General features: G+C 53.1%; 14 protein-coding genes. 5 read left to right on the top strand and 9 right to left on the bottom strand.

The genetic code is table 11. The features are described from left to right. Positions 1 to 101: 101 nt before the first annotated feature. Both rpsD and ARCH_RS04270 read right to left on the bottom strand, forming a co-directional pair. Positions 102 to 722 carry a 30S ribosomal protein S4 gene (gene rpsD / locus ARCH_RS04275; RefSeq protein WP_013170063.1) on the bottom strand — a complete coding sequence of 207 codons (621 nt, stop codon included), beginning with the start codon at positions 720 to 722 and terminating at the stop codon, positions 102 to 104. 109 nt (positions 723 to 831) lie between these two features. Beyond that, positions 832 to 2,160 carry a replication-associated recombination protein A gene (locus tag ARCH_RS04270; RefSeq protein WP_013170062.1) on the bottom strand — a complete coding sequence of 443 codons (1,329 nt, stop codon included), beginning with the start codon at positions 2,158 to 2,160 and terminating at the stop codon, positions 832 to 834. A 98-nt stretch (positions 2,161 to 2,258) separates the two neighbouring features. Between ARCH_RS04270 and ARCH_RS04265 the strand changes: the two genes are divergently transcribed. Further along, positions 2,259 to 4,535 (top strand): MMPL family transporter, encoded by a 2,277-nt coding sequence (locus ARCH_RS04265; RefSeq protein ID WP_013170061.1) that lies wholly within the window; start codon positions 2,259 to 2,261, stop codon positions 4,533 to 4,535. Positions 4,536 to 4,706: 171 nt separating this feature from the next. Here ARCH_RS04265 and ARCH_RS04260 read toward each other — a convergent pair whose 3' ends face one another. Beyond that, positions 4,707 to 6,134, bottom strand: coding sequence for a L,D-transpeptidase family protein (locus ARCH_RS04260; protein ID WP_013170060.1), 1,428 nt, complete (start codon positions 6,132 to 6,134; stop codon positions 4,707 to 4,709). Between the two features lie 87 nt (positions 6,135 to 6,221). Further along, positions 6,222 to 8,039 carry an aspartate--tRNA ligase gene (aspS, locus tag ARCH_RS04255; RefSeq protein WP_041640362.1) on the bottom strand — a complete coding sequence of 606 codons (1,818 nt, stop codon included), beginning with the start codon at positions 8,037 to 8,039 and terminating at the stop codon, positions 6,222 to 6,224. Positions 8,040 to 8,269: 230 nt separating this feature from the next. Here aspS and ARCH_RS04250 point away from each other — a divergent pair, with 230 nt between their 5' ends. Both ARCH_RS04250 and ARCH_RS04245 read left to right on the top strand, forming a co-directional pair. Next, the gene (locus ARCH_RS04250) at positions 8,270 to 9,643 is read left to right on the top strand and encodes an MFS transporter (RefSeq protein ID WP_013170058.1); all 1,374 of its coding nucleotides are present in this window, start codon (positions 8,270 to 8,272) and stop codon (positions 9,641 to 9,643) included. A gap of 151 nt (positions 9,644 to 9,794) precedes the next feature. Then, positions 9,795 to 11,657, top strand: a complete 1,863-nt coding sequence (locus ARCH_RS04245; RefSeq protein WP_013170057.1) for a DEAD/DEAH box helicase — start codon at positions 9,795 to 9,797, stop codon at positions 11,655 to 11,657. Positions 11,658 to 11,742: 85 nt separating this feature from the next. On the opposite strand, the gene ARCH_RS04240 is transcribed toward ARCH_RS04245, so the two are convergent. From ARCH_RS04240 to ARCH_RS04225, 4 genes are all read right to left on the bottom strand, one after another. After that, positions 11,743 to 13,335 carry a dynamin family protein gene (locus ARCH_RS04240; protein ID WP_013170056.1) on the bottom strand — a complete coding sequence of 531 codons (1,593 nt, stop codon included), beginning with the start codon at positions 13,333 to 13,335 and terminating at the stop codon, positions 11,743 to 11,745. Continuing rightward, the gene (locus tag ARCH_RS04235) at positions 13,332 to 15,041 is read right to left on the bottom strand and encodes a dynamin family protein (protein WP_013170055.1); all 1,710 of its coding nucleotides are present in this window, start codon (positions 15,039 to 15,041) and stop codon (positions 13,332 to 13,334) included. Before ARCH_RS04235 ends, ARCH_RS04240 begins: the two co-directional genes overlap by 4 nt. A 3-nt stretch (positions 15,042 to 15,044) precedes the next feature. Beyond that, on the bottom strand, positions 15,045 to 16,370 hold the full coding sequence (gene hisS / locus ARCH_RS04230; protein ID WP_013170054.1) for a histidine--tRNA ligase: 1,326 nt from the start codon (positions 16,368 to 16,370) through the stop codon (positions 15,045 to 15,047). 67 nt (positions 16,371 to 16,437) lie between these two features. After that, positions 16,438 to 17,163 (bottom strand): MBL fold metallo-hydrolase, encoded by a 726-nt coding sequence (locus ARCH_RS04225; protein ID WP_013170053.1) that lies wholly within the window; start codon positions 17,161 to 17,163, stop codon positions 16,438 to 16,440. Between the two features lie 103 nt (positions 17,164 to 17,266). Between ARCH_RS04225 and ARCH_RS04220 the strand changes: the two genes are divergently transcribed. Beyond that, on the top strand, positions 17,267 to 18,595 hold the full coding sequence (locus ARCH_RS04220) for a DUF349 domain-containing protein (protein WP_013170052.1): 1,329 nt from the start codon (positions 17,267 to 17,269) through the stop codon (positions 18,593 to 18,595). A 101-nt stretch (positions 18,596 to 18,696) separates the two neighbouring features. Continuing rightward, positions 18,697 to 19,305: a hypothetical protein gene (locus ARCH_RS09910; RefSeq protein WP_013170051.1), complete on the top strand. Its 609-nt coding sequence runs from the start codon at positions 18,697 to 18,699 to the stop codon at positions 19,303 to 19,305. On the opposite strand, the gene ARCH_RS04215 is transcribed toward ARCH_RS09910, so the two are convergent. Then, complete coding sequence (locus tag ARCH_RS04215) at positions 19,229 to 21,547, bottom strand: RelA/SpoT family protein (protein ID WP_013170050.1); 2,319 nt, start codon at positions 21,545 to 21,547, stop codon at positions 19,229 to 19,231. The two genes, ARCH_RS09910 and ARCH_RS04215, sit on opposite strands and share 77 nt — an antisense overlap. Positions 21,548 to 21,574 lie beyond the last annotated feature (27 nt).

Below are 21,574 nucleotides of genomic sequence, written 5' to 3'. Positions count from 1 at the left end.
TAACGATCAGTTTAGCGGTCTCTACGGTGTCTCGCACACACGCGCCGGTGTGATAAAGCGCGCCACGGCTTTTGCCGTGGCGCGCTTTATGTCGCTTACAATCAGCGAGAGTAGAATTCGACGACCATCTGGACGTCACAGGTTACTGGAACTTCCGCACGCTTTGGACGGCGAACGAGTTCGAAGCGAAGCTTCTCAAGCTCAACCTTCATGTACTCTGGAGCAGCTGGCAGAACGTCTGCGTGCTGACCCTGAGCAGCTGCGAGGAACTGTGCCGATGCCTGGGAGCGTGGCTTGACCTGGACAACCTGGCCTGGCTTCACGCGGAAGGATGGGCGATCAACGAGCTTGCCGTCAACGAGGATGTGACGGTGAACAACAACCTGGCGAGCCTGCGCGATGGTGCGGGCAAAGCCTGCACGGAGCACGAGAGCATCGAGACGCATTTCGAGAAGCTCAACGAGGTTCTCACCGGACATGCCTTCGGTGCGGCGTGCTTCATCCCAAACCTTGCGAAGCTGAGCTTCACGGATACCGTACTGAGCGCGAAGACGCTGCTTTTCCTTCAAACGAACCGAGTAGTCAGATTCCTTGACGCGGCCACGACCATGTTCGCCTGGACGGTATGGACGACGCTGCATGTAGCGCTCTGCCTTTGGGGTGAGAGCGAGACCAAGTGCACGGGACTGGCGCACGAGCTTACGGGCACGATTAGTTGCCATAATTATTCTCCTGTCGATTATTAGCGCTTGGTTTCCCAAGCGGGGCCAACCTTTCTGGCTAAGGCCCCAGGGTGTTGTGAGTGAACACAACTTCACAAGGATAGCATGGCTATGAATCGAGAACTGCCCTAATCCTGTCGAGTCGCGACGTGATTTGCGACTCGAAACCGCGCTGTGACGGTTCGTAATACCGCACAGATTCCAGATCGTCTGGCAAGTATTGCTGTTTCACAATCCCGTTCGGATCGTCATGTGGGTACACGTATTCACGATATTTCCCGGTACTGCGAGCAGAAATCTTCGACGCAGTAACGCTCTGATCACGCAAATGAACAGGTACCGGCCCCACTTTCCCAGCCCGCACATCGGCCAGCGCTTTGTTGATAGCGAGATAAGCACGGTTGGATTTTGGCGCTGTTGCCAAGTGAACCACGGCCTCTGCCAGGATGATTCGTGCTTCAGGCATCCCTACGAGTGCCACAGATTGTGCGGCCGCAGTAGCGGTTTGTAACGCAGAAGGATCGGCCATCCCTACATCTTCGGCGGCGCTAATCATGAGGCGGCGGGCAATAAACCGCGGATCCTCCCCTGCTTCGACCATACGTGCTAAGTAGTGCATGGCCGCATCTACGTCCGATCCGCGAATCGATTTGATGAACGCCGAGACCACGTCGTAATGCTGATCTCCGTTGCGATCGTAACGCACCGTATGGACGTCTACTGCCCGTTCCACGTCTTCGATACTGATGTGCCGATTTCCTGCACTTGCGGAGGCTTCGAGGATGGTGAGGGCTCGCCTGGCGTCCGATCCTGCCAGCATGATGATCTGATCGCGAGCGTCTGATTCGAGAGTCACGTTTCCACCGAATCCACGTTCGTCACTCAACGCACGATCGATGAGGGTTGCGATATCTGAGCGCGTGAGTGGTTGAAGGGACAGGAGAAGCGATCGGGAAAGTAGTGGCGAAATTACTGAAAAGCTGGGGTTTTCTGTAGTTGCAGCCACGAGGATAACCCAACCATTTTCAACAGCCGGTAAGAGTGCGTCTTGTTGCGCCTTCGAAAAACGGTGGACTTCATCCACGAAGAGAACGGTTTCTTTTCCTGTGATCGCAAGCTCGTCTTTAGCGCGCGCGATACTTTCGCGCAGTTGCGCCACGCCTGATGAGACGGCAGAAATTTCGGCAAAGTTTCGCCCGCTTGTTCCAGCAATAAGATAGGCAAGGGTTGTTTTTCCAATTCCGGGAGGCCCCCACAGGATCACCGAACTTGGCACGCCTGCATGGGACGGTTCGATGAGTTGCCGAAGAGGTTGCCCTGGCCCGAGCAGGTGAGTTTGGCCCACGACGTCCGATAACGACGTCGGACGCATACGTACCGCCAGTGGCGCACGTGCGTGATTTTCTAGTTTCGTATCGCTTGAGTCAAACAAATCCACATAGGCAAGTCTACGTTTTTTGCCAGGAAAAATGCGATACTTCTAAGAACTGAATTTACCCTCTTAACACATGCAGTTATCTATGACACAATAAAGATATGTTTGAACGGTTAGGTAATCGCGTTGCGCGACGGCCAAAAACCTTCATCCTCCTCTGGGCGGTCATAATGATCTTGGGCGCCTCGGGAGCCTTGTGGGGCTTTGGCCAGGGGAATTTGTTTGCGCGTTTGGATTCTTCAGAATCAATGATTCCAGGGTCCGAATCGGATATCGTCCTCCAGGCTTCTGGAACGCATGGAGTCGGTGAGAAGATCATCGTCGTCGTCAATAATGGAACTGTGCCCACCACGCACTCTCAGCTTGCAGACTTTCGGAAGAATGTACGTAACCTCAGCCACGTCACATCTGTAGCGGATCCAGAAACTGTGCATGCCCAGTTCGAAGCAGAAAAAACTGAACGCATCAATCAAGCAGTACAACAAGCCCTCGCGCAATACGGCAATGCTGTCGATCCTGCGATTGCGCACGCAATCAGGCAACAAGTCACGCAATCTGTGGAAGAAAAACTGCGTGCACAACCCGATCCCGCAGATATGTTTACGGCCAAGAATTCTTACGTGATAGCAATCAGCCTTGAACCCGGTCACTGGCCAGACACTGTTACGCAAATCGATCGGTACGTCACTGAATTCAACACCGGGCTCAAAAATTCCTCAGCCCATGCGCTCTCTACCACCTTGGCGAAAAATGCCATCATGGAGCAAACGGCACAAGACCTCGTGATTGGAGAAGCTGTAGGGTTACCGCTTGCACTTGTGCTCCTTATCGTGATTTTTGGCGGTTTTCTGGCGGCAGGAATGCCACTCATCGGCGCACTCACCTCCATCGCAGCCGGACTCGGAGTTATCTGGGTACTTACCTTCGTAACCACAGTAGATAATTTTATTATCAACATCGTGTCCCTTATCGGGCTTGCTCTTTCCATCGATTACGGGCTGCTTATCGTGTCCCGTTTTAGGGAAGAAACGCAACACACATCGGATCCGTCTCAGGCTATTCAACGAACGATCTCCACGGCAGGCAGAACCGTAGCTTTCTCAGCGCTCACAATAGCCTTTTCCATTTGCGGGCTCTTCTTTATGAACGCGCCGATCCTCCGCATGATCGCTGCAGGTGGCGTGAGTATTACACTCCTTGCAGTCCTTACAGCTCTCACATTGGTGCCGGCACTGATCGCACTCAATGCACGCCGCCTCCAGGCACCATCTCCATTGGCTCGCATCGGGCTTATCCGTATTCTCTTTAAGAAAGTCGGAGATTCGTCATCTGACCACGGGATATTCTCACGGCTCGCACGGTGGATCCACCGCAAGCCATGGCCTGTACTCTTAAGCTCCGCCACCATAATTGCCCTTCTGATCCTTCCACTATCCGGTCTTTCTATGCGATCGAATTTCATGGAATATCTCCCCCAGAACTCCCCGGAGCGTAGCGCCTACACGAACATCCAATCCACATTCCCAGCATTTTCTATTCCGTCTGGAACTGTCCTTGCCAACGCTCCTGTAGGGAGCACAAAAGAACTCCAACGCCAGATCGCCGAATTGCCTCACGTGGCGAACGTGCGTGAACCAATCGACATTGGCAACAACCGAACCTTGATTGATTTCGTTGTAGATACGCCAGATCAAGCCGGACCGCTCGTCACTCAAACGGTCCAGAAAATTCGCGCATTACAACCTGGATACACCCATTTCGTTGGTGGTTCTGGGGCGCTCCAACTCGATTTCAACGAATCGATTCGGCAGGATGCTCCTGCCGCCTTGGCAGTCGTGGCCATCGCTGTGCTGATGTTGTTGTTCTTCATGACCAGATCTGTGATTGCTCCCCTCACTGCACTCCTGATCAATTCCGCCTCGTTATTGGCAGGGCTTGGCGGTGCCACAGTTATCTTCAAACATGGTCTCTTTGGATTGCCACAAACCCCCGGCCTTGAAACATTCGTTGTCGCAACTGCCGTGGCATTCGGCTTCGGTTTAGCAATGGACTACGAAGTGTTCTTGCTTGCCCGTATCAAAGAATATTGGGATGCCGGCGAATCGAATGACGACGCGGTTGTTCACGGCCTCCAGCGCTCAGGCCGCATCATTACATCTGCAGCCGCGATCATCGTGGCCGTGTTTATCGGGTTCGTGTTTGGCGATCTCGTCGCGGTTAAGCAGATCGGCGTTGTCCTTGCGCTCATTGTGATCATCGATGCAACCGTTGTGCGCATGCTCCTTGTTCCTGCAATGATGACTTTGCTTGGACGATGGAATTGGTGGGCTCCTGCCCCACTCAAGCGCCTTTATAATCGGTTCAGAATCATGCACTAAGGGCTGGGTCTATTTTCGGTATCCCCGAAGATAACGAGGGACAGTTTCCCGGCCTCATATCCTAGGTTTACGGCAATATCGGCATCGTGACGCAGATAGATCACATCAGTACTGTGCCGTGGCACTGCATCACTTAATTGCCAGAAATCTGAATCTGCTCCGCTATTTATATTAGTAGTGCGATACAACAACGGTTCCAAGCGGGGCCCAATCGTAGAGGCTCTTGGCATCGTTGACTGAAACATTGATACAACCGTGCGATCCATTTGCTCCTGCATGGAAGCCAAAGTTTTTAAACCAAGGAGCACCGTGGATTGCGTAGTCACCATGGAAATACATGATCCATGGCACGCCTTTGGCTTCGTATCGGGTTCCGTCTAGGTTGGTTCCGCGCATTGTTTGGGAGGCGTTTTTCAGCCATACTTTGAAGGTTCCGGTGACAGTTGGGGTTTCAGTTGCGCCTGGGATGAGCGGGATTGGACCGCGGACGGCTTTTGCTCCTTCGTATCCGATAATCGTGAAGTTACTGAGGTTCACGTCAATCCATTTTTCGCCTTCCGCTGCAGGGTAGGCAAGGTTTTCTGCACCGGCTGCAACGAGGTGGTCTTCCCAGTGTTTTTCTTCTTCAGAGATGTGCGCTGTGACGTTGCTTGGTTGGCCTGCTAGGAGATTCGTTGCGATTTTCGAAACCATGTCGTCAATATTCGAAACAACTTTTTTGCTCACCGCTTGGGTACCGACACGGATGATTTCTCCTGCGGTGTTTTTGTATCGCACACCAACGGTTTCGTCTGATTCAAGAACCTTGGTTACATTTTTGACCCATTCGGTAAGGGCGTCACGCTTTACGTCAAGTTTTTTACCATCTGAAATGATCCACGTGGTTTTGGTTGGAACGTCAGCTGTAACAACGTCTTCTCCTGTGGTGACGGCCACCTCAGTGGCAACCAGCGTATTGGCGGTTTCAGCAAGCTTTTTGAGTTCGGCGCTTGGTTCTTCCGCAGGAAGATTCTCCGATGTGATTGTGATCGGGATGGATTTTTGTGCGTCCGCGAGTTCTTGCGCCGCGCGTTTCACTTCTTCGATAGAGACGCCTCGCCCACTTGTTCCAGGGACGACGACGAAGGTGCCGTCCTTGGCCTCGACACGCGGAGGAACTGGCAAGGTGGCAGATGGCTGATTAGCCGTTAATGATTCTGCAAATTTTTTGGTTTTTTCTAGATCGTCAAACGTGACGTCTGCTGCCACGTTGGTGGAAGCAAAGATGCTGGTGACGTATGAGAATACGGACTTGCGTGGTTCTGCTACAGCTTTGCGGGCCGTTGTTTTCGAATCGAGCGATGCCCCCATATCTGCAAGGGTTGCGTCAGATTTATTGATGCCGTCACCGCTGATCGATGCGGCCATGGTAGCCGCATGTGAGGAAAGTTTTGATTCGATCTCAGATACGCTCATCCCTCCCACATTGATATGCCCAACGTGGGTATGGGGTAAGGCTCGGCCAGAAATAGCAAAATATCCAATGTAGGTTACGAAAGCAACAACAATAACGCCTGCTAGACCAATTAAACCGCCAAGGGCTAACCGTTTCTTCGTCATAATTTCCCCTACAACCGGAATTACATATCGCTGACATGTGGTGCATAATTCAGATACTGCACCACACGTCAGCAATTGAAAATGCTACTACTTAGAATCGGTCTTTTCTACGTTAACGGTCGATTCCACATCGGACTTCTTCTTTGGCTTTGCATCAACGCCAGCTTCTTTACGCTGCTGCGGCGTAATTGGTGCTGGAGCATCGGTCATTGGATCCCAACCGTTACCGATCTTCGGGAAGGCAATAACGTCACGGATAGAAGGAGCCTTGGTAAGAAGCGCAACGATACGATCCCAGCCGAATGCGATTCCGCCGTGTGGTGGAGCGCCGAACTTGAACGCATCAAGGAGGAAGCCAAACTTCTCCCGTGCCTGCTCTTCATCCAGCCCCATAACCTTGAACACGCGCTCCTGAACGTCGCGGCGGTGGATACGGATGGAACCGCCACCGATTTCGTTACCGTTACACACGATGTCGTATGCGTATGCAAGTGCGTTGCCTGGATCCTGATCGAACGAATCCAACCATTCTGGCTTTGGCGAAGTGAAGGCGTGGTGAACGGCGGTCCAAGCGCCGTCTGCCACTGCCACGTCACCTTCAGCTTCAGCAGCCTTGGTGCTCTTGAACAGTGGAGCATCCACAACCCACACGAACGCCCAATCGTCTTCGTTAATCAAACCGCAACGCTTACCGATCTCCAAGCGAGCTGCGCCAAGGAGTTCGCGCGATGGGCCAGGTTCACCGGCAGCAAAGAAGATACAATCGCCAGCAACTGCGCCGGTAACGTCGAGCAAGCCTGCGCGTTCGTCGTCGGAAATATTCTTCGCAACTGGGCCACCGATGGTGCCGTCTTCTGCAATCGTGACGTATGCAAGCCCCTTGGCACCGCGAGCCTTCGCCCACTCCTGCCACTTATCGAACGTACGGCGTGGCTGCGAACCGCCACCAGGCATAACAACAGCACCGACGTAGTCGTTTTGGAACACACGGAATGGAGTGTTAGCAAAGTAGTCGGTCAAGTCAATGAGCTTCTGCTCAAAACGCAAATCGGGCTTATCGGAACCGTAGTTCTCCATCGCATCCTTGTACGTCATGTGCGGAATTGGAGTTGGCAGTTCGTAGCCAATTAAGCCCCAGATTTCCTTCAAAACATCTTCTGCAACGGCCATGACGTCTTCTTGTTCAACGAAGCTCATCTCGACGTCGAGCTGGGTGAACTCTGGCTGGCGATCCGCACGGAAATCCTCATCACGATAACAACGCGCGATCTGGTAGTAACGCTCCATACCAGCAACCATCAGCAATTGCTTGAACAACTGAGGAGACTGCGGAAGCGCATACCACGAACCTGGAGCCAAACGAGCCGGAACAATGAAGTCACGTGCGCCTTCAGGAGTGGAACGAATCAGCGTTGGAGTTTCGATCTCAACAAATTCGTGACCATCAAGAACACGGCGAGCAGCCTGCGATACCTTCGCGCGCAAACGAATAGCCTTCTGTTCGTAACTACGGCGCAAATCGAGGTAACGGTACTTCAAACGAGTTTCTTCATTCACGCTACCGGCATCTTCAGCGGCATCGGACACCTGGAACGGCAACGGAGCCGATGGGTTAAGAACCTCAACCTCAGCTGCTTCAACTTCAATATCACCAGTTGGAATCGCTGCATTTGCGTTGCCCTCTGGACGTTCATTAACAGTACCCGTGACCTTAAGAACGTACTCAGAACGAAGTTCGTGAGCCACTTCTGCACGAATAGTAATCTGGGCAATGCCCGAAGCATCACGAAGATCAATGAAGGCAATACCGCCGTGATCACGGCGGCGATCAACCCAACCAGTCAATGTGACTGTGGATCCGATATCTTCCTTGCGCAGGGAACCTGCCATACGAGTGCGTAACACGCAATCCTCATTTCTCTCTTTTTGAGTGTTCATCCGCGAGACGAGCGGACTACAGCGCACCACGAGACGGGTGGCGCGCACGATACCCATGTTACGCTCGAATTCTGACTAAACGTCAAGCCCCTAACAGGGTATAGGTCACGTCTCAAACTGTCCGCGGCGGTAAATATCACGTTTTCTTCACGTGAAGGTCCCCCTAAATCATAGAAAGGTATGTAAGGATGGCATCTATGACGTGTCCAGCAGAGAATAATGAAAACGTTTCAGTGTCACGAAACCTCGAGCGATGGATCTTGATCCTTGCCGTTGTATTTATTTCACTCGCGGCTTTTCAGACGATGGCAGCCACAACAGCTATGCCGTATATCGTCGAAATCCTCGGTGGCAAGCATCTATATGCGTTGGCTGCCGGGATCGTGTTCGCGGCACAACTGATGACTACCGCGCTTTCTGGCCCATGGGTAGATGCGAAAGGCCCGAAACCCTCGTTCTTTACTGGGGCAGCCCTAGCAATGATCGGACTCACGATCGCGTCTCTGGCACCAAATATCGAAGTGATTGTGGTAGGGCGTGCCCTGCAAGGCCTCGGTTCTGGGCTCCTTGTTGTTCCTTTATATGTGCTGGTTGGCAACTTCATTTCCAAGGAACGCCAGCCACGATACTTCGCAGCGTTCGCAACCGCGTGGGTCATCCCCTCACTCGTTGGCCCATTCTTGGCCGGCCTGATGGTGGAATATTTATCATGGCGGTGGGTTTTTGGCTTCACCCCTGTTGTGTTCATGTTGATCATGCCGATGGCATGGAGCCAGTTCAAAGCCCTTCCAAAACATCAAAACCTCCAACCACTTCGGGCACTGAACATCTTTTATATGTCTGCAGGCGCCGCTATCGGCATCTCTGCATTGCTCGTGGCTTCGTCGAACAAAGGGCACCCAGATTTAAAGACTATTGCCCTACTTGGAATCGGCATGATATTAGTTGCCGCATTTGCCCCGCTTCTGTTGCCAGAAGGAACATTCAAAGCGGTACGCGGCGTGCCATCTACAGTTTTATTACGTGGCACGGCTAACGGATGTTTGATGGCGGTTGAAATCTACTTGCCACTGATTTTGAAAGAACTCCACGGCTGGTCTGCTACCCGCGCAGGATTCGTACTGACGATGTCTGCTATCTCTTGGGCTCTTGCCTCACAGCTTCAAGGGCGCATCACCGATGAAAAGAAACGCTCCCGTATTCCACACATCGGCGTAGCACTTCAGCTAATTGGCACAACAGTGGTTTTCCCGGCTGTTTTCCCATCAATATCCGGCCTCTTTATTCTTGTTGGTTGGTTCGTTGCTGGATTCGGACTGGGCTACCTCTACCCTGCTCTTACAGTTCATGCACTCAGTCTCACTCCGCTCCAACGCCATGGTGAAGTATCCGCCGCACTCCAGATCGCAGATACGCTTGGTGCCGCCTTCCTTATCGGTATTGCGGGCATCGCCTTCGCGGTCTCAGCCGGACTCGGCTACCTTGCCTACGGAGTTCCTGTTCTCATCATGATTGCAATCCTGTGTGGAGCAGTAGCACTCACCAACCGGATCGATCCTGCCAACGTGTGATGGCACACGGTAAGCCATATCACCGCTAGCTTCCCCTCTTTTTACCCCGCTACCCATTACAGTTAGGTATGCGCAAGTCTTGCGCCAGGCCCGCTAGTGTTTGCATGGGGATTTTCCGCGGGCTTAACCGATCTACGTTTGGAATTTCTACATGGCTAATGCCACTACTTTTGCTGATCTTAATTTGCCAGAAACTATTCTTTCGGCTGTTACTGATCTTGGGTTCACATCACCAACTGCTATTCAAGAACAGGCTATTCCGCTGTTGCTTGAGGGGCGTGACGTGCTCGGCGTCGCACAAACCGGCACCGGTAAAACTGCCGCTTTCGCGCTTCCAATGCTGGCACACGTCGATCCTAACAATCGCCACGTGCAAGCTCTCGTGCTCGCACCAACCCGCGAACTAGCGCTCCAGGGCGCAGAAGCAATCAATACGTTTGCTGCGCGTACCGGTGGACTCGACGTCGTCGCTGTCTACGGCGGTTCCGCATACGGTCCGCAACTCGGTGCGCTTCGTGATGGTGCGCAAGTCGTCGTCGGTACTCCAGGCCGCGTGATGGATATGATCGATCGTGGCGCGCTCGATCTGTCCACAATTCGCTACTTCGTGTTGGACGAAGCCGATGAGATGCTTCGTATGGGCTTCGCAGAGGACGTCGAAAAGATTGCAACCGGCCTTCCAGAAGAACGCATCTCTGCCCTCTTCTCCGCAACTATGCCAAAGCAAATCCGCATGGTTGCAGAAACTCACTTGAATAATCCTGCTGAAGTGCAGGTATCATCACCAAGCTCCACTGTTGATACGATCACTCAGACGTACGCGGTTGTGCCAACCCGTCACAAGATCGGCGCGCTTGCTCGCGTCTTGGCTACCACGGAAGCTGACGCTGCGCTCGTGTTCGTCCGTACCCGTGCAACGGCTGAAGATCTCGCAATCGAACTGTCTACCCGCGGCGTTCAAGCTGCTGCGCTTTCTGGCGACGTGGCACAAAAAGATCGTGAGAAACTGGTTGATCGTTTGCGTCAAGGTTCGATTGACGTGCTCGTGGCAACAGACGTTGCGGCGCGTGGACTCGACGTCGAACGTATCGGCCTTGTTGTCAACTTCGATATTCCACGCGAAGTCGAAACCTACGTCCACCGCATCGGCCGTACGGGCCGTGCAGGCCGTGAAGGTACCGCACTTTCGTTCGTCACCCCGAAGGAAAAGCAGCGCTTGCGCCGCATCGAAAAAGTTACTCGCACGCAGATGACCCAGGTGGAACTCCCAACTCCAGCCGAAGTTTCTGGCCTGCGTGCCCGCAAACTTCTTGCTGAAGCAGTAGAACGCCACGCAGTTGGCCGCCTCCATGTGTACGATGATCTGATCGCAGAATTCATCGCAGCACAAGAAGATGCCCAAAACGATGGCATGGAATTGTTGAGCCTGGCAGATCTTGTTTCTGCTCTCTTGGCGCTGGGCGTTCGCGATCCGGGCCCGCAGGCAACTGACGAACCTGAAAAGCTTACTGTTGGCTTTACTGCGGACGATGACCGCCGTGAAAAGCGTGGCCGCCGTGAAGACCGCGGTGGGCAGCGCCGTGGCGGGTTCGACGAACCTGGCACCACATACCGTGTTGAAGTTGGCCGCCGTGACGGCGTGGCTCCAGGCGCAATCGTTGGCGCAATGACGAACGAAGGTGGACTTCGTGGTTCCCAGCTGGGCAAGATTGATATCTTCCCATCGTTCTCACTCATTCACGTTAATGATGAACTCGATCAGGCAACGCTTCGTCGAATCGCTAAGGCACGCGTATCTGGCCGCACGTTAGATATCACTAAGGATAATGGACCTCGTGGTGGCCGCCGTCCATCGGAAGCCCATGCAGACGATTCCGGTTTGCGCAAGTACCGTGCCGATCGTAAGTTCGGTGAAGAGCGCGCACAACGCCGCCAAACGCATTCCAACCGCCGTGGTTCGTTCAAGAAGAGCTACCGTAAGGACAATCGCCGTTCATTCCGCGATTCATACTGAGGCTTAGCCGTGGCTGTAATACGCAACTGCGGCTGATAGAAGGGCTCCCCGGCAGGTGATCTGCCGGGGAGCCCCTCGTTTAGCATTAGTTGACAGTTGTTAATTGTTGGCATTTCGCAATCGTGCGATCATATTCATCTACACGTGCGAGGATGGGTGCAATCACATGTTGTGTAATATCTGCGGCAAATTCTTTGCGTAAGCGGCGGATAACACGTGTTTGAGTTGCTCGTTGCCCACGTGCCGCAAAGAATCGGGAAGCTAGCGAGAGGATCCATCCAAGCGCTACCCCCGCCGCAACAAGCACAAGCGGTAGAGGAACGATTCCGATCATTGGCGGACGTTCCAGCCAGAGCCCCAGGTTCAACGCCAATGCACGAAGCCCAAGCCATACACCACCAGTAATAACAACCGCGATCAACACCCATTGGAGTAGATTGATGATTCTCCACCATAACGGCCGGCGTTCAGCTTCAAGTTGCGCCTGCGAGCTGACATAATCGGCGCGGCGAACCACTGTAGTGAGAACGTCAGATTCTTCCGCCACGTCATTTGCCCACCGCCGTGGCATGTGGCAAGTGGCAGCACTAATGAATCGAGCGCATTCATTTTCTGCCTGGCGTAGCGCAACATCGGATCGTTCAATCCCCGTCACTGGTGTGAAACTCTCATGTTCCTTGGTAGTCCCAAGCCGGAATCGTTGCAGAGGATCTACCTTCATGTTCGTGATCCATCGTGTCAATGGCCAGCGTGTGGCTTTCTTTGCTCGATAAGCGTAGGATTCGCCAGCCAGCCGAGCAACGGTATGGGCACCTGCAGCCTGGATTGCCGCGTTGATCAACCTAGTAGAATCCGGTGTATCTGCAGGCGTGAGCTTGCCGCCATCTGCCTGAAGATCGCCACCTATTTCCCGGCCAATAGTGCGAATATCTGCGGCAAGTTTTGCGGTTGCGGCATGCTGGTTATCCGCCAAATCCGCAATCTTAGAGCGAAGATCAGCAATCCCATCCCCTGTTAAGGCAGACGCTACATGAATATTCGACGTAACTCCGCGATCGCGCATAATCGCCGTTAACGAATCAACCACTTGGTGAGTTTCGGTGGCCGAGAGACGGTCCGCTTGGTTAAGTACCGTGAGCATCACGGTCGAGTGTTCGCTCCGTTGCGCGAGATAATCGTCATGAACAACGGCATCAGCATACTTTTGAGGATCCACAATCCATAAGACGACGTCGGCTGCGCCGATAATCGATGCCGCAATAGCTCGATTTGCGGCTGATGTAGAATCAATATCCGGCAAATCCACGATAACGAAATCAGATGTAGCACCGAAGGCGTCTTTCAGCCCAGGGCGCTCAAACCGCTGTGTTATGTCAAGCCAAGACAAAAGATCGTGTGCCTGCACTGTAGAAACTGCACACGGCTGTGCCGTGGTAGGCCGCGTTGCCGCAACACGTGCAAGGTTCTCCCCTATGAGTGCGTTAACAATCGACGATTTTCCACTACCAGTAGAACCGGCAATAGCAACGACGCATACGTCAGGATTGTGTTCGCGGCGTTCGCCAGCATAACGGCTAATAGTAGCCGCGTGTTCTACAACATCGTGACTCAAGTAAGGTTCAGCGATCGTAACAACGTCACGTAGCATCTCTACCCCGGAATTCAACGTTAGACTCATGAAGCGCTCTCCTTCCGGTATGCGTGGCGCAATGTCGTTGTAGCTTCTGCAAGTTCACGATGCTTTTCTACAGTAATACCGAGATCATCGAGTGTCGTTCGAAATACATCCACATCTTCTCCGATAAAATCTGCCGCACGTTCACGTAGTGATTCAGTAGCTTTCTTAGTCATTCGCCGCACGGCGTCGTCGCCAAAAACTGCTTCCAAAACTCGCTGAGCAACAACTGCGGTACCACCCGCGATCGCCACTTCGCCGCCAGCCAACCCAGCGGTCGCAGAAAAAACGGTAATCATCAGTGCTAATCCAATAGCGTTCACACCAAGTGCAAGAACGCGCGCAGTGGCTTTCTTTCCACCGATTTCTGCAGAAACCAGAGCGAACAGTTCTTCTTGCCATTCACGCACGATCCGTGCAGCTTCTTCCTTACGTTCTGTATCGCTTCGCAGAGGAGCAGGAGATTCAATCAGTCCACTGCGTTGCCACGCAGTATGAACCTGCCGCACAGCAGTTTCCGCCTGCGCAACCAGAAGCGTATGAACGCCTTCTTCGATAGCCTCAACGGCATCAGATTCCGGCGATTTCTTCCCAGTGAACCATTCTGAGATGCGATCCCTGATTTTCCCAACACTGTTATCTAGAGCGCGGGTCCACGTTCCCGCCCCTACGATGTCTTGCCATCTGGCCAGCACTTCGCCACGAAGAAGCACCCCGTCCCTCAGCGCGTGATCTATATCAGACATGGCGTGATCAACGGCGTCGTCAATATCCCATCGTAGAGAATCAATGATCTCTACTTGTTCACCATACGATTCATGAATATCTGTCAAGGTCACAGTCAATCGAGAAACTGCCCCAGCCAAGGTCTGCCGAACCACGGCAGAGCGTGCGCCAGCATCGCGAGTCATTGCGGTAAGCCAGCCGCGAAGTGACGCCACGTCGTCGTCATGGATAAACCCAACGTCATCGAAGTCTTGTTCGGAAATCATGAACAGAGGCGCACTCCCCAACCCGCGACTATTGAGACGTTGCACCAGATCAGGCCTAATTTCCGCACCTTGCCCGCGAGGCACACGGTTGAGTACCACGCCGATCACAACATTGCGTTCGGCCGCGTCGTCGAGCATCGCCCACGGAATCGCGTCGGCGTAACGCGCCGCGGTTGTGACGAACACCCACAGATCGGCTGCGGAGAGAAGTTGCGCTGCGAGTTCACGGTTTTCTTGTGCGAACGAATCGATATCTGGAGAGTCGATCAGGGCGATACCAGTGGGTACAGATTCGCTTGCATGCAACGATAAGTGATGGTGTGGTTCGTCAGTTACCGCAGCGTTTTGGGTGCGAATGAGCTCAGGCAGGATGCGGTTGTCTGTAAACCAGGCTTCGTCTGCCGGGTTGAACATGAGCATCGGTTGCCGTGTTGTTGGGCGTACTGCAGACGTATGCGCCACATGTTCTCGCACGATCGCATTGATAAGAGTAGATTTTCCAGACCCCGTGGAGCCTCCGATAACAGCTAGGAGTGGCGCATCGAGGTCCCGGTAACGCGGGAGGATATAATCATCGAGTTGATGGATCACGTCCGTTTGAGCATCGTGGCCTGTTTCTGCGCTGGGTGTGGGGAAAGGGAATGCGAGCGATGAGAGGAGGTCGCGCACATCTGCTAATCGTTTAGAAACGTCGCTCCGTTTCTCATCGCTCACCATGTGTCACTCCCCTGCAATTAGTGTTGGGTGAAGATCTTCGGCCGGTGGTTGCCACGTGAGTGTGGTTGTATCGCTTTGTTCCCCGGAACGAATATCTTTGACTTGTTCGCCTTCTTCGGTGGAGAACCACACGTATGGGATTCCGCGGCGATCAGCGTATCGGATTTGTTTTCCGAATTTTGCCGACGACGGCGATACTTCCGTTGCGATTCCGCGCTTACGAAGTTCGAAGGCAGTTTTTTCTGCGTGGGCTCGTTCGGATTCGTCGTTCACTGCCACGAGCACGGCCGTTGGAACCTTGCGGCTTGGGGTAACAACATTCTGGCCGATCACGCGGGCCAGGATTCGTGACACGCCGATGGAGAGGCCGACCCCCGGGAAGGTGCGCTTGCCATCAGACACGAGCGAATCATAGCGGCCACCTGAACAGACGGATCCGAGATCTTCGTGGCCTTCCATCACGGATTCATAGACCGAACCGGTGTAATAATCGAGCCCGCGGGCAATCTTAAGATCGGCAACAACCGACCCCGGAATGAGTGAATTCGCGCCCTCAACCAATGCCACGAGTTCGTTCAAACCTTCATCGAGTAGATCAGAGTGCAAACCGAATGATGCAATCTTGTCAGCAAATGATGCATCTTCAGTGCAAATCTGAGCCAATTCGAGTGTGAGGCGAGCCTGATCGGAAGTGGCGTTAACATCACGTTCCAGGAGTTCGGCAACAATTTCCGGACCAACCTTGTCCAGTTTATCCACGATGCGGAGGGTCTGTTCGACGTCGTCAATCCCAATCGCTTCGTAGAAACCTTGCGCAACCTTACGGTTCGACGCATGGATACGAACACGCGGAATCGGAAGCTTGGACAACGCGTCTACCATAACCAGCGGCAATTCGACTTCGTGATGGAACGCCAACGTATCTTGGCCAACCACGTCCACATCCGCCTGAATGAATTCACGGAAACGGCCGTCTTGTGGGCGCTCGCCACGCCACACTTTTTGAATCTGGTAACGGCGGAATGGGAAATCCAGATGCCCCGCGTTTTCCAGCACGTAACGAGCCAGAGGAACAGTCAAATCAAAGTGAAGCCCAAGCTCATCCTTGTCCGGGGCATCACCAGCTTGGAGACGACGCAGAAGATAAATTTCCTTCGACGTTTCGCCTTTCGACAAAAGGCGTTCCACTGGCTCAACTGCACGCGTTTCGATGGACGAAAAAGCATGCAGTTCAAAGGTCTTACGAAGAGTGTCCAATACTTCCTGTTCAACAATACGTCCTGCAGGAAGCCACTCAGGGAATCCAGATAAAGGTGCAATCTTAGCCATAAATTCTATTCTTTCACGAATCCGCGCTGAAAACGGAATCCTACCTCTTGTTTGTGATAAACGTTCTTTAGCTCATTGCCGAATGGAGAAACGGCGAATGGCGCGTTTCATGGAAGAGCATCGTTTGTGGGCCGTGCCCTGGGAAGATATAGGTTTCTGGTTTGATAACCTGGACGATGAAACGCAACGTGGATGCCATCTGGTATTCGTCACCACCTGGCATGTCAGTACGGCCTATACCGCCGTTGAAAATGACGTCTCCCCCGAGCATGAACGATTCTAGGCGCCCGGTTGGCATCATGACTGAGTACGGTGCGTGCGTGATTTCTCCTTGGCAGATAAATATGGTGGAGCCTTCGGTGTGGCCTGGGGCTGGAACAGCACGCAGTGGGATTCCTGGTACCAGGCTTACTGCCTGAGAGAAGATTTCTGCTGGGAGAAGTTGGAGGTTTTCAGGCTTAACCCACGATTGCCCGCCCAAGCGTTCCAAGGCGAGTTCACGGCCTGGATCAGCTGGAAGGTGCGAGTTTGGATCTTCCATGCGGTATGCGTCAGGTTGCGAAATATAGACGGGCGCTCCGGCAGCAACTTTTTGGCTATCCCACACGTGATCCGGGTGTCCGTGTGTCAACAAAACGGCACCTAACGTGAGGTTGAGCTCGGCTAACGTGTTTTTAACCCACGTTGCGCTTCCAGCGCCAGGATCGACGACGAGGGCTACCCGTTCGTCGTCGTCTGCAAGAATATACGTGTTCTCTTGAAGGAACGTTTGATCGTATCGCAAAAATAACATGCCTTAACCGTACCGGAAGAGAAAGAAAAACACGCAGATTAGGCGTAAACTGGGAAGTACGTATGACAACGAGAACGGTCTACCCCGTCTGAAGGAGGGTCTCATGACTGATAAGAATCCCACCCCCACTCCGCGCGTAGTGGCACACCCAAAGCCAATGGACGTCCCAGCTCCGGCGGTTGATAACGCGCAGGCAGCACACGCTGCCACTTTTGGACGCGTCGATAATGAAGGTAACGTCTGGCTGAAGGAAGCCGACGGTACCGAACGAAACGTCGGCCAGTACGCAGCTGGCGGTTCTGAACAAGATGCGTTGGATCTCTATATTCGCCGCTTCCTCGATCTGCAAGCACAAGTAGCCCTCCTTGAGACGCGCATTTCGCACATCTCACCTGAGGAAGCTCGCCAATCCCTCAAGGCTCTCCATGAACAGCTGGTTGAACCAGCTGTGGTTGGCGATGTCGCATCCTTGAAGGAACGCGCTGCCAAGCTTGATGAACTTGCTGAAGAACGGAAGAAGGTTGTTGAAGCCGAACGCGCCGCCGCTAAGGAACAGGCACTCGCAGAACGTACTGCGATTGTTGAAAAGGCAGAAACCCTTGCCAACCAAGATCCTGCACACACCCACTGGAAGAACTCCCGCCAAGAACTCGCAGATCTTCTTGACGCGTGGAAGAACTCTCAACGCAACGGCGCCCGCATCGATCGTGCAACCGAAGAAGCTTTGTGGAAGCGTTTCTCTTCTGCACGCACCCAGTTCGATCGTCACCGCCGCCAGTACTTCTCAGAGCGTGATGCAGCGCTCAAGGTTACTGTGGCTCGTAAGGAAGAACTGATTGCTGAAGCAGAATCGCTCTCTACATCCACTGAATGGGGTCCAACTGCTGCTCGCTTCCGTGACCTCATGGAAGAATGGAAGGCCGCTGGCCGTTCCATCAAGAAGGAAGATGATCGCCTCTGGGAGCGTTTCCGTACGGCACAACAGACCTTCTTCGATGCTCGCACATCGTACAACACCGCTCTTGACGAAGAATTCGGTGCAAACTTGCAGGCGAAGTTAGCTCTTCTTGCCGAAGCCGAAAAACTCGTTCCAGTTTCTGATGTTGAATACGCCAAGGAACAGATCCGTTCCATCGGCGAACGTTGGGATGCTATCGGCCGTGTGCCACGTGCAGACGTTGCCCGCACCGAAGGTCGCTTGCGTGATATCGAACATGCGATCCGTGACGCCGAATCTGAGCAGTGGCGTAAGTCCGATCCTGATAAGCAGGAACGGTCACACGGCATGGCAGCACAGCTCGAAGCCCTGATCGAAGAACTTGAAGGCCAGATCGCCAAGGCTCAGGCAGCCGGCGACGATAAGAAGCTCAAGGAACTCAACACGGCACTCGAAGCTCGCAAGGCATGGCTGGCAGCAGTCCGCGCCGAGTGAAAATTCTAGCTTACCCTAGAACAGCACCTCTCTGATGGCGGGAATCCACAGCTGTGGATTCCCGCCATCAGCGTCGTCGAACTTATGGTTAAGGTGGAGTCATGTACTCCTATATTTTGACGGCACATAACTTAAGTCAACGCCATGAATACGGCGTGCTTGCACGCGAAGGGCTCCTCATCGAACTCGCGGGAATCGGGTGGGTAGCGCGCGACCACGTGCAAGCACCAGAACAACGCGCACGCGTCATCTCGTATGTTCACGGACACTCCATCGTTGCTTCCCACTCCAGCGCATACTGGATCTATACCGGAAACGTGATCCCGGAACTATCCCGATCACTACACCTCTGCAACGCGCAACAGTCCCGTTCGCAGGGATTCCCCCGCAATCCATACGATCCCTGTGATCTTACGTCACTCTACGGAATCACGATCACTACACCAGAACGAACTGCGATCGATCTCCTGCGATCCGATCTACCTTCCGGATTCGAAGCACTCATGGCGCTTTTACGAATCGGGGCAAACTATGACGTGATCGTCCAACGCGGAAACCGCCTACGCTACCATCCTGGTATCAAGAACGTGCGAGATCTCCTGTGCCAGTTGCCTGCTGATCTGGATGTCATCGCTAATTCGCATTCCGGCGAGGCGCAGGAGTTTCTGCAGCTCTCAGAAGCCGATCTTCATCCTTCTTATTTCCTGTGACACGGTAAGCATCGTAGACGCCTTCGATTTTTCGCAGTTCGCGCAGGACGCGTTCCAAATGATGTGGATCAGCCATTTCAAACGTAAAACTCGATTTTGCTACGCGTTCAGAGGACGTATTGATGGTTCCCGAAATCATGTTGACGTCATGTTCTGCCAAAGCGCGAGAAATATCGGCCAGGAGGCCGCGCCGATCGAGCGCTTCAATCTGCACCTGCACCAAGTACACGGCATCTGCCCCATGATCCCAGGCAATATCGATGAATCGATCAGGTTCCCTCCGCAACGAATCCACGTTTGGGCAATCAGCACGGTGAACGGAAATCCCCTTACCGCGAGTCACAAATCCAACGATTTCATCCGGCGGGACAGGCGTACAGCATTTCGCCAACTTTACCAGCACGTCCGTATCTTCAATCGACGCAACGATAACTGCCGAATTGCCATGACCATCTGACCTGTGCTGGATCCGGGTTGGAGTAACAGCTTCGGCCATCGTTTCTTCAGCACCCGCGCGCCCGCCTTGGGAAATGATCAGACGGCGAACCACAGACTCTGCAGAAATAGAACCTTCACCAATCGCAGCGTAGAGATCTGATACATCGTTACGGTTGAGATCCTGAGCAACGGCTTTCAACGTCTCGTGGCTCATCAACCGCTGGATAGGTTCATTATGGCGGCGGATGGCTTTGGCGAGCTTATCCTTACCGGATTCTACAGTTTCATCCTTACGAGAACGCGAATACCACTGCTTGATCTTGGAACGAGCACGGGCAGTGACCACGAAATCTGCCCAGCCTTGTGACGGCGCCGCATCTTCAGACTTCGACGTGATAATTTCAACCGTATCGCCTGATTGGAGTTCATGATCTAACGTAACAAGGCGATCGTTTACTTTCGCCCCCACCGTTCGGCAACCGACTTCCGTGTGAACTGCAAACGCAAAATCGACTGGCGTGGAGCCTGCCGGCAGTTCCTTCACTTCCCCTGCAGGTGTAAAAACGTAGACCTTATTCTTAGACATCTCATAACGCAACGAATCAAGGAACTCTGACGGATCAGCTGTGTCACGTTGCCAATCAACCAGTTGACGCAACCACTCAAGCTGAGTATCTTCCTTGCTCGTAGGCTGGTTGGTGCCTTTGGCATTTGGATTTTCCTTATAGCGCCAGTGTGCGGCCACACCGTATTCGGCACGTCTGTGCATATCATACGTACGGATCTGCACTTCAACCGTGCGGCCGCCAGGCCCCATCACCGTAGTGTGGATTGATTGGTACAGGTTAAATTTGGGCGACGCAATATAATCCTTGATACGGCCCTGGATCGGCGTGTAAGCCGAATTAGCCACACCCAACGCCGTATAACAGTCTTGTACTTCTTCCACAAGCACACGAACGCCCACCAGATCATAAATATCTTCAAAATCACGGCCACGCAGAATCATCTTCTGGTAAATCGAATAGTAGTGCTTCGGGCGCCCAGAAATCGTACACTTCACATTAGCTTTCGCAAGTTCGCGTTTGAGCGTTTCCTTTACTTCTTCAATGAAACGTTCGCGTTCTGGTGCACGTTCGCGCACCATTCGTTCAATTTCAGAATAGACTGCTGGGTAGAGAATGCGGAACGATAAATCTTCTAATTCCCACTTAATTGAATTCATGCCCAGGCGGTGAGCAAGTGGCGCGAAAATTTCTAGGGTTTCGCGGGCTTTGCGTTGCGCAGAAGACTGAGAAACAAACCGCCAGGTACGCGCATTATGCAGACGATCGCCTAGTTTGATCAAGAGCACGCGAATATCTTTGGCCATCGCGATAATCATCTTGCGCACGGTTTCAGATGCTGCCGCTTCCCCGTAGTTGACCTTATCCAGCTTCGTTACGCCATCAACAAGAAGAGCCACCGTTGGGCCAAATTCGGCAGAGAGTTCTTCAACCGTGTAGGGAGTATCTTCTACCGTGTCATGAAGTAACCCGGCTACTAAAGTATCTTCATCGAGGCCCAGTTCAGCCAGAATAGTGGCGACGGCGACCGGGTGCGTAATGTATGGTTCTCCCGATTTACGATTCACTCCACGATGGAGCCGTTCAGCCACTTCATAGGCGTGGATGATCCGTTCCAGATCCATAGACTTAGTAGATTCCACGCTCATCATCGGTTCTAGGATAGTGGGCACAGTAACTTTTTTACCCAGCCAAGAAAGACGCGAACGCACTCGCGGAACGTACGAATGAGAAGACATCGTGAAACCTCCTAAACATTAGGTAAT

This window comes from Arcanobacterium haemolyticum DSM 20595 (genome assembly GCF_000092365.1).
GTDB classification, from domain to species: Bacteria; Actinomycetota; Actinomycetes; order Actinomycetales; family Actinomycetaceae; genus Arcanobacterium; species Arcanobacterium haemolyticum.
This window is presented reverse-complemented; position numbering and strand designations above follow the sequence as displayed.

Coding starts and splice junctions, on each gene's coding strand:
- rpsD (WP_013170063.1), bottom strand. CDS start 722: ATGGCAACTAATCGTGCCCGTAAGCTCGTGCGCCAGTCCCGTGCACTT.
- ARCH_RS04265 (WP_013170061.1), top strand. CDS start 2,259: ATGTTTGAACGGTTAGGTAATCGCGTTGCGCGACGGCCAAAAACCTTC.
- ARCH_RS04260 (WP_013170060.1), bottom strand. CDS start 6,134: ATGACGAAGAAACGGTTAGCCCTTGGCGGTTTAATTGGTCTAGCAGGC.
- ARCH_RS04250 (WP_013170058.1), top strand. CDS start 8,270: ATGACGTGTCCAGCAGAGAATAATGAAAACGTTTCAGTGTCACGAAAC.
- ARCH_RS04245 (WP_013170057.1), top strand. CDS start 9,795: ATGGCTAATGCCACTACTTTTGCTGATCTTAATTTGCCAGAAACTATT.
- ARCH_RS04240 (WP_013170056.1), bottom strand. CDS start 13,335: ATGAGTCTAACGTTGAATTCCGGGGTAGAGATGCTACGTGACGTTGTT.
- ARCH_RS04235 (WP_013170055.1), bottom strand. CDS start 15,041: ATGGTGAGCGATGAGAAACGGAGCGACGTTTCTAAACGATTAGCAGAT.
- hisS (WP_013170054.1), bottom strand. CDS start 16,370: ATGGCTAAGATTGCACCTTTATCTGGATTCCCTGAGTGGCTTCCTGCA.
- ARCH_RS04225 (WP_013170053.1), bottom strand. CDS start 17,163: ATGTTATTTTTGCGATACGATCAAACGTTCCTTCAAGAGAACACGTAT.
- ARCH_RS04220 (WP_013170052.1), top strand. CDS start 17,267: ATGACTGATAAGAATCCCACCCCCACTCCGCGCGTAGTGGCACACCCA.
- ARCH_RS09910 (WP_013170051.1), top strand. CDS start 18,697: ATGTACTCCTATATTTTGACGGCACATAACTTAAGTCAACGCCATGAA.
- ARCH_RS04215 (WP_013170050.1), bottom strand. CDS start 21,547: ATGTCTTCTCATTCGTACGTTCCGCGAGTGCGTTCGCGTCTTTCTTGG.